Here is a 26,855-nt window from a genome sequence, read left to right as displayed (position 1 = left end):
CATCATGTACGCATATGACGAACTCGATCGCACGCTGATCAATGAACGCGTGTCCGAATTTCGGGACCAGGTGAAGCGCCGTCTCTCCGGCGAACTCACCGAGGACGAATTCAAGATGCTGCGGCTGCAGAACGGCGTCTATCTGCAACTGCACGCCTATATGTTCCGCGTCGCCATCCCCTACGGCACGCTGTCGTCGAAGCAGTTGCGGCGGCTTGCCCCATGTCGCGCGCCGCTACGACCGCGGCTACGGCCATTTCACCACGCGGCAGAACATCCAGTTCAACTGGATCAAGCTCTCCGATCTGCCCGATGCGCTGGCCGATCTTGCCGAAGTCGGCATTCACGCCATGCAGACCTCGGGCAACAACATGCGCAACGTCACCTCGGACCAGTGGGCGGGCGTCGCGCCGGGTGAGATCGAGGATCCCCGCATCTGGTCGGAAATCCTGCGCCAGCATACCACGCTGCATCCGGAATTCTCGTTCCTGCCGCGCAAGTTCAAGATCGCCATCACGGCGTCCGAGCACGACCGCGCCGCGATCAAGGTTCACGACATCGGCTTGCGCCTGCACAAGAATGCGGACGGCGAAACCGGCTTTGAGGTGCTGGTCGGCGGCGGCCTTGGCCGCACGCCGTTCATCGCCAAGACCATCAAGCCGTTTGTGCACGGCCGCGATATTCTGAGCTATGTCGAGGCAATACTGCGCGTATACAATCAGTACGGCCGCCGCGACAACATCTACAAGGCTCGCATCAAGATCCTCGTCCACGAACTCGGCATCGAGAAGTTCGCCCGCGAAGTCGAGGAGGAATGGAAGCAGATGGGGCACAGCGCCCTGACGCTCGATCATTCCGCCATCGAGGAGGTACGCTCGCGCTTTTTCTATCCTCCTTACGAAAAGCTGCCGCACATGCCGGACGAGCTAAAGCAGGCGGCGCATGATCCGTTGTTTGAACGCTGGCGCAAGAACTCGGTGGCCCCGCACAAGGTTCAGGGCTATTCGATCGTAACGCTGTCGCTGAAGCCGGTGGGCGGTCCGCCAGGCGACGCCACGGCAGACCAGATGGATGCGGTTGCCGATCTCGCCGACAAGTATTCATTCGGCGAAATCCGCGTCGGCCATGAGCAGAACCTGGCGCTGCCGCATGTCGCCAAGCGCGACCTGCCGCAGCTTTGGAAGGCGCTCGACCGCCTTGGGCTCGCTACGCCGAACGTCAACCTGGTCACCGACATTATCGCCTGCCCGGGGCTGGATTACTGCTCGCTGGCCAATGCGCGCTCGATTCCGATCGCGCAGGAGTTGACCCGGCGCTTCGCCAATCACGACACAGCCGAGATGATCGGCCGTCTGCACATCAACATCTCCGGCTGCATCAACGCCTGCGGCCATCACCATGTCGGCCACATCGGCATTCTCGGCGTCGAGAAGAACGGTGAGGAATTCTACCAGATCACGATCGGCGGCCGCGCCGACGAGAACGCACAAATGGGTGCGCTGATCGGTCCAGCCGTTCCCTATGCGGAAGTTGCCGACGTGATCGAAGACATCGTCGAAGCCTATCTCGCGCTGCGCGACCGTCCCGAAGAACTGTTCGTCGATACGGTGAAGCGACTGGGCGTCGAGCCTTTCAAGGAGCGGGTCTATGCCACTCGTTAAGAACGGAAGAATTACCAGCGACCTGTTCGTCCATATTGCCGAAGGCGCCGAATTGCCGGGCGATGGAGCGATCCTCGTTCCGGCGGCGCGTTTCCTCGAGGATCCGGAAGCCGTCCTGAAGCACGCTGGCAAGGTCGGCGTGATCTGGCCGAACAATCGCGATCTCGACGATCTCGTCCCATATCTCGATCGTCTCGCCGCGGTGGCGCTGGTGTTCCCGAGCTTCCGCGATGGCCGCGCCTACAGTCAGGCGCGTCTGCTGCGCGAACGTCACGGCTATGACGGCGAATTGCGCGCCACCGGCCAGGTGCTGCGTGACCAGTTCGTGTTCATGTCTCGCGCAGGGTTCGACGCCTTCGAGGTGAAGAAAGACGCCGACGCCGATGCCTTCGCCGAGACCATGAAACGCTATTCGGTGTTCTACCAGCCGACCGGCGATGGCCGCGTCACCGCACTCCATCGGCGGATGCAGTTGCGTCATTCGGAGAGTGCCGGCCAGTGAGCATGATCGTACAGCACGGCCTCGCCGCTGACCCGGCGAACCTTCAATCGGCGCAGACGCTTGACCATACCTTGCGTGACGCTTCGCCGGCGCATGTCATTGAAACCGCGCTGAAGACCATCGGCCGCGAACGGCTTGCCCTGGTATCGTCGTTCGGCACGGAATCGGCGGCGCTGCTCAAGGTGATGTCGGACGTCGATCCCGCCATTCCCGTCATCTTCCTCGATACCGGGTGGCTGTTCGAGGAGACGCTGGCCTATCGCGACACGCTGATCGCAGCCCTCGGCCTTCGTGACGTCCGCTCGATCAAGCCGCTGGAAGAGGCGCTCTCACGCCAGGATCCCGATCGCGAATTGTGGTTTTCCGATCCCGACGCCTGTTGCCGTATCCGCAAGGTGGAACCGCTGGCGCGGGCGCTCAAGCCGTTTTCGGGCTGGATCAACGGTCGCAAGCGTTTTCAGGGCGGCGCGCGCGCCGAGATTCCCGTGGTCGAGGACGACGGCGAGAAGCTGAAATTCAATCCGTTCGCCAACGTGTCGCGCGAAGAGATCGAGGCGATCTACAAGCTCGCCAAATTGCCGCCGCATCCGCTGGTCGCCTCCGGCTACCTTTCGGTCGGCTGCATGCCGTGTTCGAGCCGGACCGCGCCGGACGAGGACGCCCGTGCCGGCCGCTGGCGCGGCAGGCAAAAGACCGAATGCGGCATCCACACGATGAAAACTTCCTAGAAGGCGGGCTTCATAGGACATTGAGGCTGCGGAACCGCAAACAATGAAATGCGGTTTCGTTGACGAAGCGGCCTTTCGTCGCGACTTATACGTTCGTGTTTGATGATAGGCTTCATCCAGCCGAATGGAGATCAACGATGATCCGTCGCATTCTGCCGCTCGTCGCCGGATTGCTCTGGGCGAGTTCGGCCTTCGCTGCCGATCATACCCTGCTCAACGTCTCCTACGATCCGACGCGCGAACTCTACGCGGATTTCAACAAGGCGTTTGTCGCGGCCTATCAAAAAGAAACCGGCAAGAGCGTCGAGATCAAGCAGTCGCATGGCGGCTCGGGATCGCAGGCGCGCGCGGTGATCGACGGACTGCAGGCGGACATCGTCACGCTGGCGCTGGCCTACGATATCGACGCCATCGCCGCCAAGGGCCTGGTGGCGCCCGACTGGCAGAAGCGCCTGTCGCTCAATGCGTCGCCCTATACGTCGACGATCGTGTTTCTGGTGCGCAAGGGCAATCCCAAGGCGATCAAGGATTGGGACGATCTGATCAAGCCCGGCGTGCAGGTGATTACGCCGAACCCGAAGACATCTGGCGGCGCGCGCTGGAACTATCTGGCGGCGTGGGGCTTTGCGGAAAAGAAATTCGGCTCCGCCGACAAGGCGAAGAAGTTCGTCGGCGATCTCTTCAAGAATGTACCGGTGCTCGATACCGGCGCGCGTGGCTCGACGGTGACATTCGTCGAGCGCGGCGTCGGCGACGTGCTGCTGGCGTGGGAGAACGAGGCATTCCTGGCGCAGCGCGAATTCGGCAAGGACAAGTTCGAGATCGTGGCGCCGCCATTGTCGATTCTCGCCGAGCCGCCGGTTGCGGTCGTCGACAAGGTTGCCGACAAAAAGGGCACCCGCGCGGTTGCCGAGGCCTACCTGAAATATTGGTATACCAAGGAGGGGCAGGAAATTGCCGCACGCAATTCCTACCGTCCGCGCGATTCGGAGATTGCGAAGGAATACGAAAAATCCTTCGCCAAGGTCGAACTTTTCACGATCGACGACGTTTTTGGTGGTTGGACCAAGGCGCAGAAAGATCACTTCGGCGAAGGCGGCATTTTCGACCAGATTTACAAGAACTGATCTGGTCGACCGCCGGCCGTAGCGGAAGCAGGGGGATTTGTGAACACAGCGGTGGCGCGGCGCAGCAGCTTGCCGGGGTTTGGGCTAACCATGGGCCTGACCCTGACATGGCTCTCCGTTATCATCCTCATCCCGCTCGCCGGCCTGTTTCTCAAGACGCTCGAGCTTTCGCCCGGACAGTTCTGGGAAATTCTCACCAGCCGCCGCACGCTGAATGCGCTGAGGATTTCGTTCGGTCTCTCCTTTGCCGCAGCCTGTGTCAACCTGGTGATGGGCACCATCATCGTGTGGGCGCTGGTGCGCTACCGCTTTCCGGGCCGGCGGATATTCGATGCCATCGTCGATATTCCCTTTGCGCTGCCGACCGCGGTCGCGGGCGTGGCGCTGACGCAATTGTTCGCGCAGAAGGGATGGCTGGGCGCGCCGCTCGCCGAACTCGGCATCAAGGTCGCGTTCACGCCGATCGGAATTTTCATTGCGATGGTCTTCATCGGCATCCCCTTCGTGGTGCGCACGGTTCAACCCGTCCTGATCGATCTCGATCCCGAAATCGAGGAGGCGGCCGCGAGCCTCGGAGCCAACCGCTGGCACACGGTGTTCCGGGTGATCCTGCCGAGCTTGATCCCGGCGCTCTTGACCGGCTTTGCGCTGGCATTTGCACGCGCGGTCGGTGAATACGGCTCGGTGATCTTCATCGCCGGCAACCTGCCGAACGTGTCGGAGATCGCGCCGCTCCTGATCGTGATCAGGCTGTCCGAATTTCGCTACGCCGATGCGACGGCGATTGCCGTCGTCATGCTGCTGGCCTCCTTCGTGATCATCTTCGCCGTCAATCGCCTGCAACGCTGGGCGCAAACCCGCATTCCCGCGCATTGAGGGCCTGATGATGTCGACGCAAACGAGCTTTGTGACTCCGGCGGCGCCGCTAAGGGCGTACGCGTCGACGGCGGACCTCGCGATCTCCCCGCCGTCGCACCGCGAGGCGGGCGACCGGCCTCGCGCGGTTGCTTCGCCGAAGGATCTGCGGACCGAGCCCACACCCGTCCGCGTCGTCATCATCGCGCTTGCCGTGACCTTCCTCACCGTCTTTGTCGTGCTGCCGCTGGTCGTGGTGTTCGCATCAGCCCTCTCGAAAGGCATCAGCGCCTATTCCGCCGCGCTGGTCGAGCCGGAGGCGCTATCGGCGATCAAACTGACCTTGCTGGTGGCGGCGATTTCGGTCGGTCTCAACCTCGTGTTCGGCGTGATCGCGGCCTGGGCGATCGCAAAGTTCGAATTTACCGGCAAGACTTTCCTGATCACGCTGATCGACCTGCCGTTCTCCGTCAGTCCGGTCATTTCGGGCCTCGTCTTCGTGCTGCTGTTTGGCGCGCAAGGCTATTGGGGCACGTGGCTGCAGGCGCACAACATCCACATTCTGTTCGCGGTGCCCGGTATTGCGCTCGCGACCATCTTCGTGACGTTTCCGTTCGTGGCCCGTTCGCTGATCCCGCTGATGCAGGAGCAGGGCACGCAGGAGGAGGAGGCCGCGATCTCGCTCGGAGCGTCAGGCCTGCAGACCTTCTTCCGCGTCACTCTGCCCAATATCAAATGGGGCCTGTTGTATGGCGTACTGCTGTGCAACGCGCGCGCCATGGGCGAGTTCGGCGCGGTGTCCGTCGTGTCGGGCCACATCCGCGGCGAGACCAACACCATGCCCCTCCTGGTCGAAATTCTCTATAATGAGTATCAATTCGTGGCGTCGTTTGCGATTGCCTCGCTATTGGCGATGCTGGCCCTGATCACGCTGGTCGCGAAGACCGTTCTCGAACAGCGTCTGGACGAAGGGCAAACCCCAAGGGACTTTCCAAGTGACCATTGAAGTCAAAAACATCGTCAAGAAGTTCGGCGCGTTTGCCGCGCTCGATAATGTCGATCTGAAGGTCGGCAAGGGCGAATTGCTGGCGCTGCTTGGTCCATCCGGTTCGGGCAAGACGACATTGTTGCGGATCATTGCAGGCCTCGACTGGCCCGACGCCGGCGAGGTGCGGATCGACGGCGAGGATGCGCTGGGACACGGCGCCAGCGAGCGCCATGTCGGATTCGTGTTCCAGCACTACGCGCTGTTCCGCCACATGACGGTGTTCGAAAACGTTGCCTTCGGCCTGCGCGTACAGCCGCGCGCGATCCGCAAGGACGAGGCCACCATCCGCGCCCGCGTCAAGGAATTGCTTGATCTCGTGCAACTCGACTGGCTGGCCAACCGCTATCCCAGCCAGTTGTCCGGCGGCCAGCGGCAGCGCATCGCGCTGGCGCGCGCGCTCGCGATCGAGCCGCGCATCCTGCTGCTCGACGAGCCCTTTGGCGCGCTCGATGCCAAGGTGCGGAAAGAGTTGCGGCAATGGCTGCGCTCGCTGCATTCCGAAATCCACGTCACCTCGATCTTCGTCACCCACGATCAGGAAGAGGCGCTCGAAGTCGCCAACCGCGTGGTGGTGATGGACAAGGGCCGCATCGAACAGATCGGCACGCCGGGCGATGTCTATGACAATCCCGCCACCGCCTTCGTCCACGGCTTCATCGGCGAATCCATCGTGCTGCCGGTGGAGGTTGCCGGCGGCTCGGTGCGGCTCGGCGGCCAGCCGCTCAATATCGCGGCCGACGGCGCGGCCTCCGGCGCCTCAAAACTGTTCGTCCGGCGCCACGACATGCAGATCGGGCCGGCCGGAACCGGCTCGCTGGAGGGCGCGGTGCGCCATGTCCGCTCGTTCGGCCCGATCCAGCGGGCGGAGGTCGCGCTCTCGAGCGGCGAGGGCAAGACCGTGATCGAGATCGACGCCCCGCGGGACCGGGAACTTCAGGCCGGCGAGATCATCGGCCTGCAGCCCCGTCGCTACCGGATTTTTGCCGCGTAGGATTGAATCCGGTGACCCGTTAGCCCGGATGGAGCGCCAGCGCAATTCGGGGCTGTTTGCGACGCGGATGGACCGTTCCCGGATTGTGTTTCGCTCTATCCGGGCTACCGCGCCCCCGGAATGACATCAAAACGTCCCCCGTTCACCATTCAGCCACGGTTGGTATGCAACAACGGCCGTTCCAATCTTCGGGGATTCTTTGGGGGATTCTTTCAGTGAAACGGGCGACTACCGCGATTATCGGGCTTTTGCTGCTTGCCGGCTGCTCGGCAGACGTCAAAATCCCGGATCAGCCGGCCATGTATCTCGACATGGCCCAACCCGGCGCCACGCTCGATCCGGCCGCGGCGGCGATCATGATCTCGCAATACCGCCAGAACAACGGCCTCGGCACCGTGGTGGTCGATCCCGAACTGACCAGGCTCGCCGAGCAGCAGTCCCAGGCGATGGCCGCACGCAACAAGATGGACCACAATGTGAAGGGCCCGCTGGAGAAGCGGTTGGGAGCCTCCGGCTATCCGGCGAAGCTAGCGGTTGAAAATGTCTCGGCCGGATATCATACCCTGGCCGAAGCCTTCTCCGGCTGGCGCGACTCGCCGCCGCACAAGGCCAATATGCTCAAAAACGGTGTCACAAAATTGGGCATCGCGGCGGCTTATGCTCCAAACACCAAATACAAGGTGTTCTGGACGCTCATCCTTGCATCAACCTGAAGCAGGTCCGGTTAAGGGCTCCGGCGCCTCACAAGGCGATAAACTCGGCGTGATCCTTGCTTCGATCTCGCTGATTGACGCCGTCGCGAACTGTCGCCACGGTGCCGCTGTCATTGTCTACTAGCCGACGGTTACGATGGATCTTTCCGCCTCTGCACCAGCCACCACGCCCGCCAAAGCGCAGCGTGTGCTGGTGCTGCAAGGCGGCGGCGCACTCGGTTCGTATCAGGCAGGGGCCTTTCAGGCGCTGTGCCGCGCGGGGTTCGAGCCGGAATGGATTGCGGGCATTTCGATCGGGGCCATCAACGCCGCGATCATTGCCGGCAATGGTCCTGAAACGCGCGTCGATCGGCTCAAGGAATTCTGGGAGATGGTGTCGTCTCCGGTGTCGTGGAGTCCGGTGACGCCGGGCGACCGCGCCCGCTCGCTGTTCAACGAAACCTCAGCTGCCCTGATCGCCACTTTCGGCGTGCCCGGATTCTTCACGCCGCGCGTTCCACCTGCGCCCTTGTGGCCGCCCGGCAGCCGGCAATCGCAGAGCTATTACGACACCGCGCCCTTGAAGAAGACGCTGGAGCGGCTGGTCGACTTCGATCGCATCAACGATTTGAAGACACGGCTCAGCGTCGGCGCAGTCGGCGTGGCCTCGGGCAATCTCAAATATTTCGACAATTTCGAATTCAGGAAACTAGGCAAGAAAATTGGACCGGAGCACATCATGGCGTCCGGCGCGCTGCCGCCCGGATTTCCTTCCGTGGAAATCGAAGGCGAGCATTACTGGGACGGCGGCATCGCCTCCAACACGCCGCTCGATTACGTGCTGGGTGAGGAAAACAACCGCGATCTCCTGATCTTCCAGGTCGACCTGTTCAGCGCGCGGGGCGACTTGCCGACGTCGCTGCTGGAAGCCGCCGAGCGCGAAAAGGACATCCGCTATTCCAGCCGCACCCGCATGAGTACCGACAAGAACAAGCAGCTACACAACACGCGCAAGGCGCTGCGCGAACTGCTCGGAAAATTACCCGACAATCTCAAGAACGATCCGTCGGTGGAAGTCCTCTGCAACGCAGCCAGGGAAAACACCGTCACCGTGGTGCACCTGATCTACAAGAGCAAGAACTACGAATCATCGTCGAAGGATTACGATTTTTCGCATGTCGCGATGGTCGAGCACTGGAACGCGGGGGTCCGCGACGTTCATCGGTCGATGCGTCACAAGGATGTGCTGGAGCGTCCGCAATCCGGCCAGACCATGATGGCCTACGATATGACGGGGGATGCTTCGAAGACCCCCGGAGCCAAGCAGGAGTGAATGGAATGGGTACATTAAAAGGCAAGACCGCCGTCGTGACCGGCTCGACCAGCGGCATCGGATTGGCTTATGCGCGCGCTTTCGCCGCCGCCGGCGCCAATGTCGTCCTCAACGGCATGGGCGTGCCGGCCGATATCGAGCGGGAGCGTTCCGGTATCGAGACCGACTTCAAGGTCCGCGCGGTACACTCGCCCGCCGACATGACCAAGCCCGCCGAGATCGCCGAAATGATCGCGCTTGGCGAGAAGACTTTCGGCTCGGTCGACATCCTCGTCAACAATGCCGGCATCCAGTTCGTGTCGCCGATCGAGGAGTTTCCGCCGGAGAAGTGGGAAGCCATCATCGCCATCAACCTGTCGTCGGCGTTTTACGGCATCCGGGCCGCGGTGCCCGGCATGAAGAAGCGCGGCTGGGGCCGCATCATCAACACGGCATCCGCGCATTCGCTGGTCGCTTCGCCGTTCAAGGCAGCCTATGTCTCCGCCAAGCACGGCATCGCCGGGTTGACAAAAACAGTGGCGCTGGAGCTTGCGACCTTCAAGATCACCTGCAACTGCATCAGCCCGGGCTATGTCTGGACGCCGCTGGTGGAGAAGCAGATTCCCGACACCATGAAGGCGCGCAACATGACCAAGGAGCAGGTCATCAACGACGTGTTGCTGGAGGCGCAGCCGACCAAGGAGTTCGTCACGTCGGAACAGGTCGCAGCGTTAGCGCTGTTCCTGTGCGGTGACGATGCCGCCCAGATCACCGGCGCCAATCTATCGATCGACGGCGGTTGGACCGCGGCGTAGGAATTGCGAACGGCCCGGGAGCGCGCCTAATGGGCGACGCTCCCGGTTATGGCCGCGATGCTCGCCGTGGACAGGTGCAACTCATTGAAGGCAAGCTTGCCGGCGACCAGAATCAGAACGGTGGCCAGTAGCAGCCTGAGCACCGTCTCCGGGACGCGAACCGCGCAATAGCTGCCGATAATGATACCGGGCAGCGAGCCGATCAGCAGCACGCCCATCAGCGCCCAATCGACCGAACCCAGCGCCCAGTGGCCGATGCCGGCGACCAGCGTCAGCGGCACGGCGTGCGCAATGTCGGAGCCGACGATGCTCGCCATCGGCAGGCGCGGATAGAGCAACAACAGCGCGGTAACGCCGACGGCGCCGGCGCCGACGGACGAAATCGAGACCAGCACACCGAGCGCCACGCCGACCGCCACGGTCGCACGGCCGGTCGCCGAAATGTCGAGCCGTTCCATGCGCCGACGGTATCGATCCATGATCGCCTTGCGGAAGATCAGAGATGTCGCCGTGAGGATGAGCGCAAAGCACAGCACCAGATTGACCAGGCTGCGCGCGGCCTCTCCGTTGAGTTCGAGTTGCCACAGCACAAGCAGCGTGACGACGCTCGCCGGAATGCTGCCGCTGGCGAGACGCATCACCGCCGGCCAGTGAATGCTCTGCGACCAGCCATGCACCAGGCTGCCGCCGGTCTTGGTCGCCGCGGCATATAGCAGGTCGGTGCCGACAGCGGTCGACGGATGGACGCCGAACAGCAGGATCAGCAACGGCGTCATCAGCGAGCCGCCGCCGACGCCCGTCATCCCGACCAGCAGGCCGACGCCGAATCCCGATGCAACGTAGAGAGGATCAATCATTTCCAAGATCAGATCTTTGATTCCACAGAGTTATATAGCAATGACGGCATGGGCGTCCTGATCGAGCGAAACAAGAACGTTTTATGTGTGCGCCGGAATCGCCGGAGATTTTCTCCATTATGCCGATACGACGATGGTGACGTTCTGAGGCCTCAAATGCGGCGGCCGCAGGGCATTACGGAACGCGAGGCCATGGGAGAGGTCATGGGAAATGCGCCGACAGCCGTCCGCAACCTGAAACGGTTGGGGGCGATGTGGCGCAGTTACTGCCCTATTGGTGTGCGATCAGCGTTTCCCGAACGCCAGCACGTGCAGCCCGAGCCGCCGGCGCACGATCCAGAACAGCAGCACGGTCTCGAACGCCAGCGAGATCGAGGTCGCCGCCGCAGCACCATGGCCGCCGAAGCGCGGCACCAGCGTCACGCACAGCACGACATTCATGACGAAAGCAAGTGCATAGGCCAGCGCGCAGATGTGCTGATGGCCGAGCATGTTCAAGAGCCGCTCGACCGGGCCGATAGCGGATCGCACCACGAGTCCAACAGCGGCAATGAACATGATGTCGTAGCCGACCACGAATTGCGGTCCGAACAGCCACAGCAGCGGCTTGCCCAGCGCCAGCAGCAGGATGGTGGCGGCCAGCGACGGCCAGAACGTCCACTGGATCGCGTGCGCCACATAGGCCGACAGCCGCGGCGTGTCGCCCTGCGCGTGATACTCGGCAAAGCGATGCGCCGTCGTCGCCGCCATCGCATAGTGAATGAAGGAGACCAGCGCCAGCGTCTTCACCACGGCGAAATAGACACCGACCTCTTCGGAGGAGCGGAACTGCTGCAGCACCAGCACGTCGGTGTAGGACAACAGCAGATAAAAGCTTTCTACCAGCAGGATCGGCAGCGAAACCGCGAGCCAGCCGCGGAAATCATAGGCCTTGGGGCCAGCCTTGATGTGGCCGCCCAGCCTGCGGTTCAGCACGATCATCTGGCCGATCATCGCGATCCACACCGCGGCGGCGCTGGCCCACATTGCGGCGGTGGCGCCGAGATTGAAGCCGAGCACGAAGGCGCCGGCCGTGAGGCCAATGATTAACGACTGCCGCACGATGAATTGCGGCATCAGGCCGAGCTGCATCCAGTCATGCGAGCGGGCGATGCCGTCCTGGGTGTTGGCGACGACAAATGCCGGTAGCGTCAGGCAGCCGATATAGAGGGGAACGATCGCGTTGGCGTCGATCCAGGGCGACATTCCCGTCACCACGCCCGCCAGCAGCAGCGAGACGGTCGAGGAGACGGCGAACGTCATCCAGCGGCTGCCGGAGAGGAAGCCGCGCAGCAGGGCATGCTCGCCGTGGGTTCGATATTCCGGAATGATTTTCTGCGCGGATGCCGAGATGCCGAAATCCATCATGCTGCCGAGCAGCAGCACCCAGGTCCAGACATAGACATAGACGCCGTAATCCGAGCCGCCCATCCAGCGCGCCAGCAGGATCTGGGCGAAATAGGCGAGCGCTGCGCTGAAGACCCGGATGATGAAGATCGTGCCGGCCAGCCGTCTGGTGACGGAGGCTTCATTGGAGCCGCCAAGCAACGCACGCAGGCGCGCGATCACGCCGGCAGGCGGAGCGGTTGCGGATTGCGTATCCATCACGGCCACAAGGGTACATCCCCGAAACGTGCCGCGAGGCGGCGGCGATGGCCGGATGTATCAACCATTCGTTAAGATTCGGTTGGATTGGGGTCCCGGGGCGCCGTTACCCGCCATCTAACGACTCGTTGCCGAGATCGCCCCGCCTACGCAATCGAGCTCGCTGGAACTTTTTCGGCCTTTTCCAACTTTTAGTTCCGGCCGCATGGTGCGGCCGGGGAGGAGAAATATGAAACTGCTTGTTACCGCTATTACAGTCACCACTGCGATGGCTTTCAGCCCGGCTTTCGCGGCGAAGATGGCTTGCACGAGCGAGAACATGGCCAAGCTCGTCACGTCCAGTAACACCATGCCTGACACGCCTGGCAAAGCGGCGATGATGAAGGAGATGGGCGCGGCAAATGCCGCCATGGCGAAGGGCGATATGCGGGGGGCTTGCAAGAGCTATATGCGCGCCCAGCAGATGAGCGGGCAGAAAAGTTAGGATATTGTTCCCGAGGAGGGCCGGCGCAGCCGGTTCTCCTCGGCTAGAAAGCATTCGCTGAACTGTCTCGGAAAAGCCCGCCGGTGCGAGCAGGTGCTTCCTGCGCGCTGGCGGAAGCTGGCGCCGATGGTCGGCGGCTGCGCTACCGCCGGCGGACGTCAATTCAGGTCAATTCAGATTGACATTGAACTCGTAGGCCCGGTCGCCGCCGACCAGCGTCAGCTTGAGTGCGGCGCCATCAGCGCTGGCGCCGGGCGGCAGACCGTCGAGTTCGAAGGTAAAGCGTTTGACGCCGGGCGGGCTTTGCTCGACCAGCCTGGGAACCGGCAGCGCCCAGTCGGGCGTCGGCCCCTCGACGAACAGGCTGACCTCCTTGGCCTCCGGCGCGGTCACGTCGACCAGCACATTATTCTTTCCCTCGCGCCTGACGTCGCGGATGGTCAGCGGATTGGGGTCGCCGACATTGGCGGGCTTCGGCACGGTATTGAGCGCATCGGACAGGTTGCCGTCCTCGGTGCTTGCCACGCTGGCAAAAGCGAGTTCGGCATGGGCTTCGACCGGAATGCAGATCTTGTCGCAAACCGCGTAGCTGATATTGACCCGCAGCGTCACCGGCTTGTCGGCATTTTTGGCGACGATCCGCAACGGCAGCACCACCTGCTGCTTATATCCCAGCGCGGTGCCGCCGGCGCCATCGTCAAATTTCTTTGGTGCCGGCCACAACACGGTCACGGCTTCGACATTGTCCGACTTGGAGAAATCGAAGCGCGGCGGAACGCCGGAATCGCCGGGCGTTCGCCAATAGGTCTTCCATCCCGGCTGCAACTGGATGGCGACGCCGCCGAGCAGCACCGCGCCGCTGCGCGATCCCGCCAGCAACCGCACCGCGGAATGCGCGTCATGTTGCCACGGCGAGGCATCCTCGGCGCGAACCTCCGACGTCGCACACGCGACATACACGGCGGCGACGCCGAGCGCGGCGCGCAGGGGAACCATCACGATCATGGGACGTCTTTACAGGCAAGTCTCGGCGCAAACCATTGAATTGCGTGTGATCGGCCGCCGAATGCCGCCGGAAGCTTGATTGACAGAAACCGCACCCGATATCAGGATATGAATTCAGCAAGAGAGGCCTTTGCGGATGAGCCCTGAAGGCAAGACATCGAAGCCCGTCCGCCGCAAAGCCGCCGGCTTTGGCGATAATTCGTCCGGCGCCGGTTACTTGGACGGCCGGCTGCTGATTGCCATGCCGGTCATGGGCGATCCGCGCTTCGAGCGCTCCGTCATCTACATGTGCGCGCATTCATCGGAAGGGGCGATGGGCATCATCGTCAACCGTCCGGCCGGCAGCATCGATTTTCCCGGACTCTTGGTGCAGCTCGACATCATCCAGAAGGCCGACCAGATCAAGTTGCCGGAAAACGCCGAGACCATGCAGGTGCTGAAGGGCGGTCCGGTCGATACCGGCCGCGGCTTCGTGCTGCATTCGAGCGATTTCTTCATCCAGGACGCGACACTCAATATCGACGAGGGTATCTGCCTGACCGCAACCGTCGACATCCTCAAGGCGATCGCCAAGGGCACCGGACCGAAGCACGCGATCCTGGCGCTGGGCTATGCCGGCTGGGCGCCGGGCCAGCTCGAGAACGAGATCCAGCACAATGGCTGGCTGCATTGCGATGCCGATCCGGATCTGATCTTCGGCGATGACGTCGATGAAAAATACCAGCGCGCGCTGCGCAAGATCGGCATCGACCCCGGCATGCTCTCGAACGAGGCCGGGCACGCGTAGGCGTGTTTTAGCGAGCATTCACTCAAGTACAACGTCGTCCCTGCGAACGCAGCGCGGTGGCTGACGCTCTGCCAACGACCGCTGCAGATCGCTGAAGCAAAGTCGTCTCCCTTCCTGCCCATTACCCCGGCTGCAGGGTATGGGCCTCTGCGTTCCGCAGGGGCGACGAGCTGATGTGTTCTGGCCTTTCCCACGGTCGTCTCTGCGAAACGCAAGGACCCATGCGCCGCGGCCTGCGTAGTGGGCACACTGGACGACGGCTTCGCTTCAACAACTCACAACAGCAACCGGCTAACGCAGCGCGTCTACGACCGCACCTCATTGATGGATCACGCGGTATCGCGATGAGCGCGGGGCGCTCACGCGGAGGTCCCTGCGTTCGTGGGGACGACGGAGAGTACTACTCCGCCGCCTGCTGCTGCACCGTCGGCTCGGTCCCCGCCACTGTTGCGCGGCGCATGTCGCGGGGTTGCGACTGGTCGTAACGGCGGACGCGATGCATGGTCTGGCGGTTGTCCCACATCACGAGGTCATGCACGGTCCATTTGTGGACGTGGACGAATTCCGGCTGCGTGGCGTGCTCGGTGAGATCGCGCAGCAACAGCCGCGCTTCGGGCATGCTCATGCCCTTGATGGCTCCCGCATGCGACGACAAATACAGCGACTTGCGGCGGTGCACCGGATGGGTCCGCACCAGCCGCTGCAGCACCGGCTTGAACATCTCTTTCTCTTCGTCGCTATAATCCAGGAAGCCGAGCGAGCCGCGCGAATACATCAGCGAATGCTCGCAGATCATGTCCTCGATCTCGGCCTTGGTGTCGTCGTCGAGCGCGTCATAGGCCGCGCGCATGTCGGCGAATTCGGTGTTGCCGCCCTTGGGGTTCACCACCCGCGCCGACAGCAGCGAAAACTTTGCCGGGATCGGGCGGAACGAGCTGTCGGAATGCCACAGGCAGTTTCCGAGATTGAACAGATGGGTGCGGCTGTCGCGCGGCAGCGGCTTGCCGTCCTTGCCGAGGTTGGAAACGTCGTTCAGCCCCGTGGTCAGCCGGTAGTCTTCCTTCTTGGTGATGGTGCCGCCCCGTGCCTTCTCGCGCTCGCCGAAATTCAGCGCAAAGGCCAGTTGCTGTTCGTCCGTGATGTCCTGGTTGCGAAACAGCAGCACGGCATACTTGTCCATGCCGGCTTCGATGTCGGCCGCTTCCTGCGGCGTCAGAGGCTGTCGCAAATCAACGCCCGAAACCTCGCCGAAAAAATGCGGATGAAGCTGCCGGATCGTGACCGTCATGGCGTCTCTCCAGGATGCGGCGGGCGGTTCGCCCCGCTCTCTTTGTGAGAAAAATTACTCCCTGCTCGCGCCGTGTCAACGCGACAGAGCCTGTGTGGCACACACGGCTGTCATGCCCGGACTTGATCCGGGCGGCCATCAATCTTCACAAGGGTTTTCGAGCCGGATGGATTGCGGGGGCAAGCCCGGCAATGACGAGAGGTTACGCATTCCGCGCCATCAGCCCACCATCCACGGGGATCACCGCGCCGGTCAGGAAGGAGGCCGCCGGCAGGCACAGGCTCAGCGTCATATGCGCCACCTCCTCAGGCTCGCCGTAGCGGCCGAGTGCGGTGCGGCGCTTGGCGTAGATCGTCTTGTGCTCTTCGGAAATCCGCTCGGTGATCGCGGTGCGGATCGGGCCCGGGCAGATGCAGTTCACGGTGATGCCCTCGCGGCCGAGTTCAACGGCGAGCGAACGCGTCAAGCCGGTGACGCCGGCTTTCGCCGCCGAATAGGGACTGTGCAATGCGGTCGCGCCGAGCGCTTCGGTCGACGCGATGTTGACGATGCGCGGGCTCTTCGACCGGCGCAGATGCGGCAACGCGGCGCGGATGATGCGCGGATGCGCGGTCAGCATCACGGCAAGCGCCTTGTCCCAGGCGGCTTCATAACCCTCGTCGTCGATCGCGACGCGCACGGAGATGCCGGCATTGTTGATGACGATATCGAGGGAGCCGAAATGCGCGGCGACGTCGTTGACGACCTTGATGATGTCGTCAGGTTTTGCGACGTCGAGCGTCCATGCCTTTGCAGAACCGCCGGTTGCGGCGATCTCGCCGGCGACGGCCTGCGTGGTCTCGGCGCTGATATCGGTGACGGCGACATTGGCGCCCTCGGCCGCGAATACGAGCGCCGTGGCGCGGCCCATGCCGCTGCCGGCGCCGGTGACGAGAACGGTCAGGCCTTTGACCGAGCGGCTGAGCTCTTTGAAATCCGACATGATGGTATCCGGACAGAGATGCGCGGTGCAGGATTGACAAGGCTGGCACCGATCCGCAGACAGGTCAAACCAGCCGAGCGAGGTGCAAACGTGACCAAGGTTAGCGATCTACGGATTCGCCGTCTGGAGCCTGCGGACGCTGCCCTGTACAGGGAGATCCGGCTGGAAGGTCTGCAGGGAAATCCCGAGGCCCTCGGCAGCACGTTTGAGAGCGAAAATGCGCAACCGCTATCGTGGTTCGAAGCGGTCGTGGCCCGCGCAGATGTCTTCGGCGCATTCCTTGATGAGGCGCTCGTCGGAATAGCCGGATATGCCGCGCCGGAAGGTTCGAAGCAGGCGCATAAAGGGCGGCTTTGGGGCATGTATGTTCGAGCCGCGGGCCGAAACGCGAGCCTTGGAAAAAGGCTTGTTCAGGCAGTTCTCGACCATGCGCGCGAGCGCGCGGAGATGGTTCAACTGACTGTGGTGAGCGAGAACGGAGCTGCGCGCCGGCTTTACGACGCCATGGGCTTTGTCGAGTACGGCTACGAAAAGCGAGCTCTCAAGCACGACGGGCGATATTACGACGAGGTTCTGATGGTCAAATTCCTCGACGAAGGTTTGAGTTAGAACGCAATCAAAAAAGGATCGCGAGCGATGAACGAACTGGATTTCAGCGGCAAGCAGGTGCTGGTGGTCGGCGGCTCCAGCGGCATCGGTAACGGCATTGCGCAGGCGTTCCGCGCCAAGGGCGCGCGCGTCGCCGTCAGCGGCACCCGCGCTGCCGCCGCTGACTATTCGCCCGACGAAGGGTCGCATCTCGAAGGCCTCGATTATTTCCAGCTCGACGTCAGCAATGCGCAGGCGATCGAGGCCTTGAAGCCGCCGTTCGAAAAGCTCGACGCGCTGGTATTGGCGCAAGGCGCAGTGATCTACCGCCGCGGCGAATTCGAGATGGATGGCTTTCGCAAGGTGGTGGAAGTCAATTTGATGAGTCTGATGGCGTGCGCAACCAAATTCCAGGCGATGCTGAGCGCTAGCAAGGATTCGCTGATCATCGTCAGTTCGACTGCCGCCTATCACTCCACCATGGGCAACCCGGCCTATAACGCTTCGAAGACCGGTGCGGTGGGATTGACGCGCACGCTCGGCGAGGCGTGGGCCGAGAACGGCATCCGCGTCAACGGCATCGCGCCAGGGCTGGTTGACACCAAGATGACCAAGGCGACGACTGCCAATCCGAAACGGCTCGAAGGCGCGCTGGAGCGGATCCCGCTGAAGCGGCTCGGCACGCCCGCCGACATGGCTGGTGCCGCGCTGTTCCTGGCCTCGCCGCTGGCGTCCTACATCATCGGCCAGACCATCGTGGTCGATGGCGGGCTTATACTTTGAGCCAAGCATTCTGAACCGAGGCGTCTTCAGCGCTTCAGGAACCCGAACGGGCCTCGCCGGTTAGCTCCCAAGAAAACACAGGGAAAACAGGAGTGACCCGATGGACAAGGATCGGATTGCCGGCTCGGCCAAGGATTTTGCGGGTAAGGTCGAAAGCACTGTCGGCGACATCGCCGGCGACGCGAAGACGCAGGCCGAAGGCCGCGCGCGTGAAGCGGCCGGCACGGTGCAAAATCTCTACGGGCAGGCCAAGGATGCCGCCCGCGACGCCACCGATGCCGCCGTCAACTATGCCAAGGACGCCTATGAGAACAGCGGCGACACTGTTCGCAGCGGCCAGAAAGCGGTAGCGAAAACCGTGCAGGAAAATCCGCTCGGCGCGCTGCTGGTCGCGGGTGGAATTGGTTTTGCGTTGGCGCTGCTGATGACGCGCCCGCCGCGCCGCCCGCCGCCGCGCTGGCGCTATTACGGATAGAGCGGTCCTCATTGGTTTGCCGGGCGATGCCTGCATCGTTCGGACCCGGCGATGCGTCGTCCGAAAACGCGCGTCTCACCGCAAGGCGTCAGAATCGCGTGAGATTGCCCGGCGGGACCTCGGCCGATCGTCCGACACTACCCGGCGGGCGCGGAACGCCCGGGGCTACGGGGCCGCGCGGCGGTGCGGCCGCGGGCGGCGCGGGCTGACGCGGCGCCGCACCGAACCCGCCGAAGAAATCGCGCAGCGACGGCCCGTTGTTTGGCGCGGGTCGGATCTGCATCGGCGGCGGCTGCTTCTTCTGTTGTTGTAACGTTTGTTGCGGCGGTGGAAGCAAAAGCTGCCTCTGTCCGGGCACTGCCGTCACCGTTCCGCCCGGGGAGGCGGCCGCAACCGGCGTATCGCCCTTGGCCTGCTCGCGGCCGATTTCCCGGCGAGGCCAGGCGTAATCGTCGGCGCGGCCGGCCGGCGCTGCCAGCGCTTCACCCTTCACCAGCGTGCGCGCAGCGAGCGCATCGACCGCCGCCGGGCGCGTGCCGGGACCGCCGAGCAACTGATCGGTGCCGACGGACGAAGCCACCAGCGGCATGACCGGTCCGGCAAGCGGACGCGGCGCCGGCTGGCCGGGCGCTACATTGGCCTCCGGGGTTGCCGGCTCGATCGGCACGGCGATCGGACCCGAGCGTGAAGCGAGCAGGCGCGTCACTTCGCGCTCGACATAATGCGCGAGCTTGCGCGCGCCGGGCCTGGTGAAGAAGACGCCGTCGGCCGTGCGCAACTGGCGGATCTGACCTTCGAAGTCGGGACCTTTTTGCAGGAAGCGGCCGGCTTCATCGACAAAGCCGTCCCAGATATCGACATAGGTGATGCCGGCCTTGCCGGCGCCGTCGCGATACAGCGCATCGAGGAACAGCATGTCGGCCGTTCCGCGCTGCCCGCGGATCGCAGGCAGGCCGACCCACAACACCGGCACGCCCTTGGATTTCAGCACGCCAATCAACTCTTCGATCTTCTTGGCGTAGAGTTCGACCCAGCGCTCGTCGCGAAACTCGTAAAGCCCGCCGCCCGCGCGCGCGCTCTTCTCGGGGGCGGCGAGTTTGCAGCGCATCATCGTCCTCGGCATCGTCAGCCTTCGCGGTATCAGCCTTGGCGGTATCAGCCTTCGCGGTATCAGCCTTCGCGGTATCTGCCTTGGCAGTATCAGCCTTGGCAGTATCTGCCTTAGCCGTGTCTGCCTTGGTTCCATCAGCCTTGCCAGCATCAGTCGAGCTTTCGGGCTTGGGCTTTGCATCGCCTGGCTTGGCGCGCGCGTCCTTCTTGTCGTCTTTCTTGTCGCTTTTCTTCTCAGGCGCTGCCTCGCGGATGGCCACGCGGTCATTGAGGCCGAGCATGACGACGATGGCATCAGGCTTTTCGCTGGCGAGGATGCCCTTGGCAGCCGCGGCCCAGTCGGCGGGCTCGCCGCGCGGCTGATACTTAATCAGGCCGGAGACGGTCTTGTGCTTGCGGATCACGCCCATGTCGGGCTGCTCGGCATAGGCATCTTCCAGGCCATAGCCGAGCCAGTCGGCCATGGCGTCGCCCAGCACCAGCACATTACGTTCCGGCACCGTGTCACGCTTGGCAGGCCCCGGCGCGCGGGAAAAATCCTGGCGCGGCGCCTGCTGCTGAGGCGTTTGCTGGAACGGCGCAAAGAAATCGCCGCCGAACCAGCCGCCGCCGGTGCGCGGGGCAGGACGGGAGGGCCCTCCGAAATTGAAGAATTGCGCCGACGCAGGGCCGACGATCCCGACCAGAAGCGCGATCGCAACCGCCAGCGCCACCAGCGGGCCGGTGTCGGTGAAAACGCGCAAGAAGGACTTTGGCTTTCGCATCCGGCTCGGGTCGCAATGGATCGTGAGGTGTCAAACATAGTACTGGAATCGGGCCGCAAGCGGGCAGATTTTCCCCATGAACCTGGGTTCCGGCCTGACCGTCAAGGCTTCTGCCGAATCGTGGTTTTCAGGGTTATTTTCATAGCGTTTTCGAGCGAAATCGGACCTGTTCGCGCGAAGAAAACGCGTCAAACCAAAGGGATTTAGCGCCCCCGCAGCCGCTCCAGCACGTCCGAAGAGGCAAATCCGTCCGCAGGAGCCCCGATCGAGGCCTGGAAGCCGCGGAGCGCCTCCCGCGTCTGGCCGCCGAACTGACCGTCCGGCGTGCCGCGGTAGAAGCCGCGCTGGGCCAGGAGCTGCTGCAGTTCCAGCCGCTCCGCCCGCGACAGCACCCGTTCCTGCCGCGGCCAGGGCTGCACGAACGGCGCCCCGCCGCGCAGGCGGTCGGCAAAATGGCCGATCGCCAGCGCATAGGCCTCCGCCGGGTTGTATTTCATGATCACCCGGAAATTCTGCAGCATCAGGAAGCCGGGCCCCTGCGCGCCGGCAGGCGCCAGCAGATAGGCCTTCTCGGTTGTGTCAGGGAACGGCTTGCCGTCGGCCCGCTTCAGTCCCTGCTGTTGCCACTGCGCGATCGTCATCGCCTTGGACTTGTCCGCCAGCATGAAATTGAAACCTTCCGGCAGCACCACCTCGTAGCCCCAGCTCCGCCCGGTCTGCCAGCCGTCCTTCTTGAGGTTGTTGGCGGTGGAGGCGATCAGGTCGGCGGCGTTGTCGACGACGTCGCGGCGGCCGTCGCCGTCACCGTCGACGGCGTAGCGCTTGAAGGCGGTCGGCATGAACTGCGTCGGCCCGAATGCGCCGGCCCAGGAGCCGCGCATCTGTTCGGGACGCAGATCGCCGCGGTTGAGGATTTCCAGTGCGGTGAGGAATTCGTCCTTGAAATAGGCCTGCCGGCGGCCGACGCAGGCCAGCGTCGCCGTCGACTGCACCACGTTGCGGTCGCCCATCTGCGTCGAGTAGTTCGACTCGATGCCCCAGATCGAGGCGATCGCGTAGCGGTCGACGCCGTAGGCTTTCTCCGCCGCATCGAACTGCGGCTTGTATGTCGCGAGGATCTCGCGCCCCTTGGCCAGGCGGTTGTCGTTCACGAGGATGTCGAGATAGTCCCAGATCGCCTTGGTGAATTCGGGCTGCGAATCCATCAGGTCCATGATGCGCAAATCAGGCTCGAGCCCTGCGGTGAAGCGCTCGAAATTCTGCTGGGTGATGTTGCGGCGTGCAGCATCAGGCCACATCGAGGCAACGCAATTTTGAAAGTTGGCGGCAGCCTCACGGATCGCGGAAGCCGTCATCAGCGGATGGCCGGAGGCGCCGTCCTCGCCGCTCCAGGGCGGCGGATTGCCGTCCGGGCCGGGCGTGGCCTGAGGCGGCGCGGCTTTCTGCCCGGAAAAGATGTTGCCGAAAAAGTTCGAAACCCCATTGCCGGAGGATTGGGCTTGCGATTGCCCGCTGGAACACAACAGCGCGGCCGCGATTAGCATCGCGCCGGTTCGATTGCTCATCACTCGTTCCATCAGACCCATGCCGTGCCGTCCGTCGCAGCCAACCCCGTGCCAGAAGGCCCTGTCACGGTTTCCAATAGTTTAACAGAGGGGATTTTGTTGTCGCGGCCGGGGTGCGCAAGGGGAGGCGAGATGGCCACCATAGATCCGCCTTTGTTCAGGGGTGCAAACCGGCTATCAACGTGCAATCAAAGCACTTTCCTCATTTCCAAATTTCTCAATGTCAAGGCTCGCGATACCCATGAAAATCCGTAAAGCCGTCTTCCCGGTCGCCGGTCTCGGCACCCGCGTCCTGCCCGCCACCAAGGCGATGCCGAAGGAAATGCTGACGATCGTCGACAAGCCGCTGATCCAGTACGTGGTCGACGAGGCCAAGGAGGCCGGCATCGAGCATTTCGTCTTCGTCACCGGGCGCAACAAGGGCGTGATTGAGGATCATTTCGACCGGATGTTCGAGCTCGACACCACGCTGGCTGCGCGCGGCAACAAGAAGGCCGAGCAGGATATTTTGGCGCGCGACCAGCCCAAAGCCGGCGCCACCAGCTTCACCCGTCAGCAGGCGCCGCTCGGGCTCGGGCATGCGGTCTGGTGCGCGCGCGATATCGTCGGCGACGAGCCGTTCGCGGTGGTGCTGCCGGACGAGCTGGTGCTGAACAGCCCCGGTTGCCTGAAGCAGATGGTCGAGGCTGCCAGCAAGCTCGGCAGCAAGTCCAACCTGCTGGCGGTCGAGGCGGTGCCCGACGATCTCACCCATCAATACGGCATCTGCGGCGTCGGCAAGCGGCTCGCCAAAAACATGTTCGAGGTCGACGGCATGGTGGAGAAACCGCCGAAGGGCACGGCGCCGTCCAACCTTTCGATCACCGGGCGCTACATCCTGCAGCCGGAAATCTTCAAGATCCTGGAGACCCAGGAGCGCGGCGCGGGCAACGAGATCCAGCTCACCGATGCGATGAAAACTCTCGCCAGGACGCAAAGATTCTATGGCGTGGAGTTCGAAGGCGAGCGGCACGATTGCGGCTCCAAATCCGGCTTCCTGCGCGCCAACATCGCCTACGGCATGGCGCGCGACGATCTGCGCGACGGCCTGCGCGCGGAGATGAAGAAGTATCTGGAGAAGTGACGGGCGAAGGCGTAGCGGCCTTTCCCCCGTCATTGCGAGGAGCGTAGCGACGAAGCAATCCATCGCTCCGCATACGCTGACGTATGGATTGCTTCGCGGAGCCTGTCATCGGGCGCGCATTCGCGCGACCCGTTGGCTGTGTGCCGAGTATGAACGACAGCTTGGAGGTGGAAGTCCTCTGTCTAGCCTGATGACGGCGAAGGACTAGCGAAGCGCAAGGGCGTCACCGCGAGGTGGGGTCTGAAGAAAGCGTGGAGCAAAGCCGCGGCCCGATGGACAAACACCGGATAACGAGGCCTGCCCGGCCGGACGAGCGAGCAGCCAATCGCGAAGTCCATGGTTATCAAAGGTCGGGGTGGTAGATCCGGCGGGCGTGCGGTGAAGGCGGTCGGTCTTACCTCGGGAGGTCTGCGCTGCGTCCCAGCTTTGGGACTGAGGCCGCCGCAAGGCGGCCTGACCGCAGCGCAGAAGTCAGCAGAGGGCGTAGTAGGCGGCAGCGCGCCGCCGAAGGCCTGAACGGTGGAAGCGGTTAGTAGAGCGGCGATCTCGTGCGAGCCATGCGGCAGAAGAACCAGGTCGAGCTGAACTTGGGCACCGGAGCGGAGGGTGAAGCCCGAAGCGCCGCCGCCCGAGAGCCCGAAGCGCGCCCGGCGAGAGCCTGTCCCGAACGCCCGGCGGTTGCGGGACCGTCGATGGAAGACGTGGTTGAGCGTGAGAACCTGAAGAAAGCGTTGGCGCGAGTGAAGCGCAACAAAGGTACGGCAGGCATTGACGGTATGAATGTCGATGACTTGTCGGCCTACCTGAAGGAGCACTGGCCTACGGTTCGGGTCCAGTTGCTTGAAGGCATCTACAAGCCGCAGCCGGTGTGGCGCGTCGAGATACCGAAGCCGTCGGGTGGCATGCGGCTGCTCGGCATTCCGACGGTGCTCGACCGCTTTATCCAGCAGGCGGTGATGCAGGTGCTGCAAGCCGACTGGGACGGAACGTTCTCCGAGACGAGCTTCGGCTTCCGGCCGAAGCGCTCGGCGCATCAGGCGGTAGAGCGGGCGCAGACGTATATTGCGTCCGGACACGCCATCGTCGTGGACATCGACCTGGAGAAGTTCTTCGACCGGGTCAACCACGATATCCTGATGGGGCTTGTTGCCAAGCGGGTTGCCGACAAACGCATCCTGAAGCTGATCCGCGGCTTTCTGACCGCGGGTGCGATGGAAGGAGGCCTTGTCAGCCCGACGGAGGAAGGCACGCCGCAGGGTGGGCCGCTCTCGCCGCTGTTGTCGAACCTGATGCTGGATGTGCTGGACAAGGAACTGGAGAAACGCGGCCATCGCTTCGTGCGCTACGCCGACGATTGCAACATCTATGTGCGCAGTCAGAAGGCGGGCGAGCGGGTGCTGGCCGGGATCGAGCGGTTCATCGAGAAGCGCCTCAAGCTCAAGGTCAACAAAGCCAAGAGTGCGGTTGCCAAACCGAGCGTTCGCAAGTTCCTGGGCTTCAGCTACACGAGTGGACGAAAGCCGCGACGGCGCGTTGCGCCGCAGGCCATCGCCCGCTTCAAGGCGAGAATTCGGGAGCTGACGCGGCGCACGCGTGGACGAAGCCTTGCGCAGATCGTCAAGGAGCTGTCGGTCTACCTCATCGGGTGGCGGGGTTACTTCGGCTTCTGCCAAACCCCGTCGGTGTTGCGCGCGCTTGAGGAATGGATCAGGCGGCGGTTGCGCGCCATCGCCTGGAAGCAATGGAAGTGTGGACCTGCTCGCTTTGCCGAGCTGCGACGCTGCGGCGTCGGCCGGGACCTGGCGGCGCGAACCGCCGGAAGCCCGCGTGGCCCTTGGCGGCTCGCAAGCAGCCCCGCGCTCACCACTGCAATGCCAATTGCTTTCTTCGGTTCACTCGGCCTGACTTCCATCACAGAACTACGACATGCATAATCCACCGAACCGCCGTATACGGACCCGTACGTACGGTGGTGTGGGAGGGGAGGAGCCGAGAGGCTCCCCCCTATCCCGATCGCAATGACGGTGCTGGCGCAGATGCTCACGCCACCAGCGCGAGCTGCGGGATCGCGGCGACCACCGACTGGTTGCGGCCGCTGGCCTTGGCCGCGTAGAGCGCCTTGTCGGCCGCTTCGACGAGATAGGGCCAATCAATGGCTGCCGTGGGTGTCATGCTCGCCACGCCGATGCTGACCGTCATGACATTGGGGTCCTCGGCCCACTGTTCGACCTTGATGCGGATGGTTTCGGCGACGGTGAACGCTTCCACCGCCGATAGGCCGGGCAGCAGCACCGCGAATTCCTCGCCGCCGTAGCGCGCCGAACAGTCGCCCGCCCTCCGCACCGCGTCCGAAATGCAGATCGCAATGCCGACCAGCACCTGGTCGCCGGCCTGATGGCCATAAGTGTCGTTGTAGGATTTGAAATGGTCGGCGTCGATCATCAGGACCGCGATCGGCGTGTTGTTGCGCGCTGCCCGCCGCCATTCCGCATCGATCTCGGTATCGAATTTGCGCCGGTTCTTCAGGCCGGTGAGCGCATCGGTGGTTGCCAGCTCTTCCAGCTTGTCCTCGGCCTCCGCGCGGCGGCCGATCTCGCGCGCGAGGAACAGCGCAGTGCCGACCACGAACAGGATCAGCACCGTCATGATCGCTCCGATCCGGATCACTTCCCTGTGCCAAAGATTCAGAATGCTCGCCAGCGGCTTTCCAACCACGACAAAGAATAAATTCGTGCTGCCGCTTCGAACGTAGAGCCGCGGCGTCGGATCGACCGGTCCGACGCCGGCATAGGCCGCGCCTTGCTTCAAATTGTCCGCGCGCCATTTTGGCCGCTCCGCCAGGTTCTTCCCGATCACATCCAGGTCGAACGGCGTCCGCATGATGATCGTCCGGTCCCGGCGCAGCACCGTGATCGTATCGCCGGGGTTGAGGGTCAGCCTTCCGAACAGGTCATGGAAATAAGTGAAACGGATCGAACCCACCACGACGCCGAGAAAACCACCGTCGGTATCGTTGATGCGCCGGCTCAGCACGATCGAATAGGCGCCGCGGCGCAGCATCGGCCGGCTCATGTACAGGCCTAGATCGGGATTGGCGCGATGGACCTGGAAATACTCCTCGTCGCTGCGATCCTCCGGCGCCGGATCGAGGCTTGCCGCGTCGTGCGTCAGCTTGCCCTGTGCGTCGAACACCTGGATCACGCCGAAATGTCTGGCGGTGGCGGCATGATCGAACAGGATCAGGTGCTGGATCTCCCTGCCGACGGCGCTGATCTCCGGCATCACCAGATTGCTGGCGACGTTGCGCAGCGAGAGGTCATAGAGTTCGATGTTTCGGCTGATGTCGGCATCGATGCCGGCTGCGAGATTTTCGAGAGTCTGGCGGGCGAGTTCTTCCTCGCCGCGGCGCATGTCCAGCATCACGCTGGCGCAAATCGCCGAAAAGCCGATCACGGTCGCGATCGACGACGCGATCAACAGCTTCACGGACAAGCGCCAGGGCCGGCGGTTGGAAGCTTTCCTGAACCAGCCCTTTCCCGGTCAGATCTTTCCCGGCCACGTCGCTTTGCCGTCCGAATAGCATCGTCCGCTCCAAGCCTTCGGATATGCGGCCGGATATGTTGTTGCGGCCTTAAACGACGACGGCGATATGATAGAGAGTTAACGCCG

At 63.2% G+C, this 26,855-nt stretch carries 23 protein-coding genes and 2 pseudogenes; 17 read left to right on the top strand and 8 right to left on the bottom strand.

All coding sequences use genetic code 11. From position 1 onward, the window contains the following. The first annotated feature begins 4 nt into the window (after positions 1-4). The 10 genes and pseudogenes from V1288_RS06835 to V1288_RS06790 all read left to right on the top strand — a co-directional run bounded on the left by V1288_RS06835 (position 5) and on the right by V1288_RS06790 (position 9,731). A pseudogene (locus V1288_RS06835) lies at positions 5-1,661 on the top strand (nitrite/sulfite reductase). Then, entirely contained in the window at positions 1,648-2,163 is a 516-nt protein-coding gene (locus V1288_RS06830; RefSeq protein ID WP_334356336.1) for a DUF934 domain-containing protein, read from the top strand. Before V1288_RS06835 ends, V1288_RS06830 begins: the two are co-directional and overlap by 14 nt. A gap of 2 nt (positions 2,164-2,165) precedes the next feature. Then, positions 2,166-2,891, top strand: a complete 726-nt coding sequence (locus V1288_RS06825; protein WP_334361218.1) for a phosphoadenylyl-sulfate reductase — start codon at positions 2,166-2,168, stop codon at positions 2,889-2,891. A gap of 137 nt (positions 2,892-3,028) precedes the next feature. Then, positions 3,029-4,018 carry a sulfate ABC transporter substrate-binding protein gene (locus tag V1288_RS06820; RefSeq protein ID WP_334356335.1) on the top strand — a complete coding sequence of 330 codons (990 nt, stop codon included), beginning with the start codon at positions 3,029-3,031 and terminating at the stop codon, positions 4,016-4,018. A gap of 69 nt (positions 4,019-4,087) precedes the next feature. Then, positions 4,088-4,894 (top strand): sulfate ABC transporter permease subunit CysT, encoded by an 807-nt coding sequence (cysT, locus tag V1288_RS06815; protein ID WP_334361217.1) that lies wholly within the window; start codon positions 4,088-4,090, stop codon positions 4,892-4,894. A 10-nt stretch (positions 4,895-4,904) separates the two neighbouring features. Then, the gene (gene cysW, locus V1288_RS06810; RefSeq protein WP_334361216.1) at positions 4,905-5,879 is read left to right on the top strand and encodes a sulfate ABC transporter permease subunit CysW; all 975 of its coding nucleotides are present in this window, start codon (positions 4,905-4,907) and stop codon (positions 5,877-5,879) included. Beyond that, entirely contained in the window at positions 5,869-6,912 is a 1,044-nt protein-coding gene (locus V1288_RS06805; RefSeq protein WP_334356334.1) for a sulfate/molybdate ABC transporter ATP-binding protein, read from the top strand. Before cysW ends, V1288_RS06805 begins: the two co-directional genes overlap by 11 nt. 164 nt (positions 6,913-7,076) lie before the next feature. Further along, complete coding sequence (locus V1288_RS06800) at positions 7,077-7,625, top strand: CAP domain-containing protein (RefSeq protein WP_334361215.1); 549 nt, start codon at positions 7,077-7,079, stop codon at positions 7,623-7,625. 136 nt (positions 7,626-7,761) lie between these two features. Beyond that, positions 7,762-8,937, top strand: coding sequence for a DUF3734 domain-containing protein (locus tag V1288_RS06795; protein ID WP_334356333.1), 1,176 nt, complete (start codon positions 7,762-7,764; stop codon positions 8,935-8,937). Positions 8,938-8,942: 5 nt separating this feature from the next. After that, positions 8,943-9,731, top strand: a complete 789-nt coding sequence (locus tag V1288_RS06790) for a 3-hydroxybutyrate dehydrogenase (RefSeq protein ID WP_334356332.1) — start codon at positions 8,943-8,945, stop codon at positions 9,729-9,731. Between the two features lie 26 nt (positions 9,732-9,757). Here the strand turns inward: V1288_RS06790 and V1288_RS06785 are convergent, their stop codons facing one another. Together V1288_RS06785 and V1288_RS06780 are read right to left on the bottom strand one after the other, a co-directional pair. Beyond that, complete coding sequence (locus tag V1288_RS06785; RefSeq protein WP_334356331.1) at positions 9,758-10,588, bottom strand: sulfite exporter TauE/SafE family protein; 831 nt, start codon at positions 10,586-10,588, stop codon at positions 9,758-9,760. A 285-nt stretch (positions 10,589-10,873) separates the two neighbouring features. Then, positions 10,874-12,232 (bottom strand): oligosaccharide flippase family protein, encoded by a 1,359-nt coding sequence (locus tag V1288_RS06780; RefSeq protein WP_334356330.1) that lies wholly within the window; start codon positions 12,230-12,232, stop codon positions 10,874-10,876. A gap of 229 nt (positions 12,233-12,461) precedes the next feature. Here V1288_RS06780 and V1288_RS06775 point away from each other — a divergent pair, with 229 nt between their 5' ends. Further along, complete coding sequence (locus V1288_RS06775; protein WP_334356329.1) at positions 12,462-12,716, top strand: hypothetical protein; 255 nt, start codon at positions 12,462-12,464, stop codon at positions 12,714-12,716. Positions 12,717-12,884: 168 nt separating this feature from the next. Here the strand turns inward: V1288_RS06775 and V1288_RS06770 are convergent, their stop codons facing one another. After that, positions 12,885-13,721 carry a protein-disulfide reductase DsbD domain-containing protein gene (locus V1288_RS06770; protein WP_334356328.1) on the bottom strand — a complete coding sequence of 279 codons (837 nt, stop codon included), beginning with the start codon at positions 13,719-13,721 and terminating at the stop codon, positions 12,885-12,887. A 136-nt stretch (positions 13,722-13,857) separates the two neighbouring features. Here V1288_RS06770 and V1288_RS06765 point away from each other — a divergent pair, with 136 nt between their 5' ends. Beyond that, positions 13,858-14,508 (top strand): YqgE/AlgH family protein, encoded by a 651-nt coding sequence (locus V1288_RS06765; protein WP_334356327.1) that lies wholly within the window; start codon positions 13,858-13,860, stop codon positions 14,506-14,508. Between the two features lie 400 nt (positions 14,509-14,908). On the opposite strand, the gene V1288_RS06760 is transcribed toward V1288_RS06765, so the two are convergent. Together V1288_RS06760 and V1288_RS06755 are read right to left on the bottom strand one after the other, a co-directional pair. After that, complete coding sequence (locus V1288_RS06760; protein WP_334356326.1) at positions 14,909-15,796, bottom strand: TauD/TfdA dioxygenase family protein; 888 nt, start codon at positions 15,794-15,796, stop codon at positions 14,909-14,911. Positions 15,797-15,998: 202 nt separating this feature from the next. After that, complete coding sequence (locus V1288_RS06755) at positions 15,999-16,778, bottom strand: SDR family NAD(P)-dependent oxidoreductase (RefSeq protein ID WP_334356325.1); 780 nt, start codon at positions 16,776-16,778, stop codon at positions 15,999-16,001. Between the two features lie 90 nt (positions 16,779-16,868). Between V1288_RS06755 and V1288_RS06750 the strand changes: the two genes are divergently transcribed. The 3 genes from V1288_RS06750 to V1288_RS06740 all read left to right on the top strand — a co-directional run bounded on the left by V1288_RS06750 (position 16,869) and on the right by V1288_RS06740 (position 18,624). After that, entirely contained in the window at positions 16,869-17,387 is a 519-nt protein-coding gene (locus V1288_RS06750; protein WP_334356324.1) for a GNAT family N-acetyltransferase, read from the top strand. A gap of 27 nt (positions 17,388-17,414) precedes the next feature. Continuing rightward, complete coding sequence (locus V1288_RS06745) at positions 17,415-18,149, top strand: SDR family NAD(P)-dependent oxidoreductase (protein ID WP_334356323.1); 735 nt, start codon at positions 17,415-17,417, stop codon at positions 18,147-18,149. 100 nt (positions 18,150-18,249) lie between these two features. After that, positions 18,250-18,624 carry a CsbD family protein gene (locus tag V1288_RS06740; RefSeq protein WP_334356322.1) on the top strand — a complete coding sequence of 125 codons (375 nt, stop codon included), beginning with the start codon at positions 18,250-18,252 and terminating at the stop codon, positions 18,622-18,624. An 88-nt stretch (positions 18,625-18,712) separates the two neighbouring features. Here V1288_RS06740 and V1288_RS06735 read toward each other — a convergent pair. Both V1288_RS06735 and V1288_RS06730 read right to left on the bottom strand, forming a co-directional pair. Then, positions 18,713-20,498: pseudogene (locus tag V1288_RS06735) on the bottom strand (SGNH/GDSL hydrolase family protein). Positions 20,499-20,701: 203 nt separating this feature from the next. After that, on the bottom strand, positions 20,702-22,063 hold the full coding sequence (locus V1288_RS06730) for a lytic murein transglycosylase (protein ID WP_334356321.1): 1,362 nt from the start codon (positions 22,061-22,063) through the stop codon (positions 20,702-20,704). A gap of 241 nt (positions 22,064-22,304) precedes the next feature. Here V1288_RS06730 and galU point away from each other — a divergent pair, with 241 nt between their 5' ends. Together galU and ltrA are read left to right on the top strand one after the other, a co-directional pair. After that, positions 22,305-23,186: a UTP--glucose-1-phosphate uridylyltransferase GalU gene (gene galU, locus V1288_RS06725; RefSeq protein ID WP_334356320.1), complete on the top strand. Its 882-nt coding sequence runs from the start codon at positions 22,305-22,307 to the stop codon at positions 23,184-23,186. Positions 23,187-23,743: 557 nt separating this feature from the next. Then, a complete protein-coding gene (ltrA, locus tag V1288_RS06720) occupies positions 23,744-25,120 on the top strand; it encodes a group II intron reverse transcriptase/maturase (protein WP_334355225.1) in 1,377 nt (458 codons plus the stop codon). Between the two features lie 106 nt (positions 25,121-25,226). Here the strand turns inward: ltrA and V1288_RS06715 are convergent, their stop codons facing one another. Beyond that, positions 25,227-26,672 (bottom strand): sensor domain-containing diguanylate cyclase, encoded by a 1,446-nt coding sequence (locus tag V1288_RS06715; protein WP_334356319.1) that lies wholly within the window; start codon positions 26,670-26,672, stop codon positions 25,227-25,229. Between the last annotated feature and the right edge of the window lie 183 nt (positions 26,673-26,855).

Origin of the sequence: Bradyrhizobium sp. AZCC 2176 (assembly GCF_036924645.1) — a bacterium.
In the GTDB taxonomy this organism is placed as follows: Bacteria; Pseudomonadota; Alphaproteobacteria; order Rhizobiales; family Xanthobacteraceae; genus Bradyrhizobium.
This window is presented reverse-complemented; position numbering and strand designations above follow the sequence as displayed.

Bases quoted from the DNA above. Each gene is read 5' to 3' on its own strand.
- V1288_RS06830 (WP_334356336.1), top strand. From the start codon at position 1,648: ATGCCACTCGTTAAGAACGGAAGAATTACCAGCGACCTGTTCGTCCAT.
- V1288_RS06825 (WP_334361218.1), top strand. From the start codon at position 2,166: ATGATCGTACAGCACGGCCTCGCCGCTGACCCGGCGAACCTTCAATCG.
- V1288_RS06820 (WP_334356335.1), top strand. From the start codon at position 3,029: ATGATCCGTCGCATTCTGCCGCTCGTCGCCGGATTGCTCTGGGCGAGT.
- cysW (WP_334361216.1), top strand. From the start codon at position 4,905: ATGTCGACGCAAACGAGCTTTGTGACTCCGGCGGCGCCGCTAAGGGCG.
- V1288_RS06800 (WP_334361215.1), top strand. From the start codon at position 7,077: ATGCAACAACGGCCGTTCCAATCTTCGGGGATTCTTTGGGGGATTCTT.
- V1288_RS06795 (WP_334356333.1), top strand. From the start codon at position 7,762: ATGGATCTTTCCGCCTCTGCACCAGCCACCACGCCCGCCAAAGCGCAG.
- V1288_RS06790 (WP_334356332.1), top strand. From the start codon at position 8,943: ATGGGTACATTAAAAGGCAAGACCGCCGTCGTGACCGGCTCGACCAGC.
- V1288_RS06785 (WP_334356331.1), bottom strand. From the start codon at position 10,588: ATGATTGATCCTCTCTACGTTGCATCGGGATTCGGCGTCGGCCTGCTG.
- V1288_RS06780 (WP_334356330.1), bottom strand. From the start codon at position 12,232: ATGGATACGCAATCCGCAACCGCTCCGCCTGCCGGCGTGATCGCGCGC.
- V1288_RS06775 (WP_334356329.1), top strand. From the start codon at position 12,462: ATGAAACTGCTTGTTACCGCTATTACAGTCACCACTGCGATGGCTTTC.
- V1288_RS06770 (WP_334356328.1), bottom strand. From the start codon at position 13,721: ATGATCGTGATGGTTCCCCTGCGCGCCGCGCTCGGCGTCGCCGCCGTG.
- V1288_RS06765 (WP_334356327.1), top strand. From the start codon at position 13,858: ATGAGCCCTGAAGGCAAGACATCGAAGCCCGTCCGCCGCAAAGCCGCC.
- V1288_RS06760 (WP_334356326.1), bottom strand. From the start codon at position 15,796: ATGACGGTCACGATCCGGCAGCTTCATCCGCATTTTTTCGGCGAGGTT.
- V1288_RS06755 (WP_334356325.1), bottom strand. From the start codon at position 16,778: ATGTCGGATTTCAAAGAGCTCAGCCGCTCGGTCAAAGGCCTGACCGTT.
- V1288_RS06745 (WP_334356323.1), top strand. From the start codon at position 17,415: ATGAACGAACTGGATTTCAGCGGCAAGCAGGTGCTGGTGGTCGGCGGC.
- V1288_RS06740 (WP_334356322.1), top strand. From the start codon at position 18,250: ATGGACAAGGATCGGATTGCCGGCTCGGCCAAGGATTTTGCGGGTAAG.
- V1288_RS06730 (WP_334356321.1), bottom strand. From the start codon at position 22,063: ATGAGCAATCGAACCGGCGCGATGCTAATCGCGGCCGCGCTGTTGTGT.
- galU (WP_334356320.1), top strand. From the start codon at position 22,305: ATGAAAATCCGTAAAGCCGTCTTCCCGGTCGCCGGTCTCGGCACCCGC.
- ltrA (WP_334355225.1), top strand. From the start codon at position 23,744: ATGCGGCAGAAGAACCAGGTCGAGCTGAACTTGGGCACCGGAGCGGAG.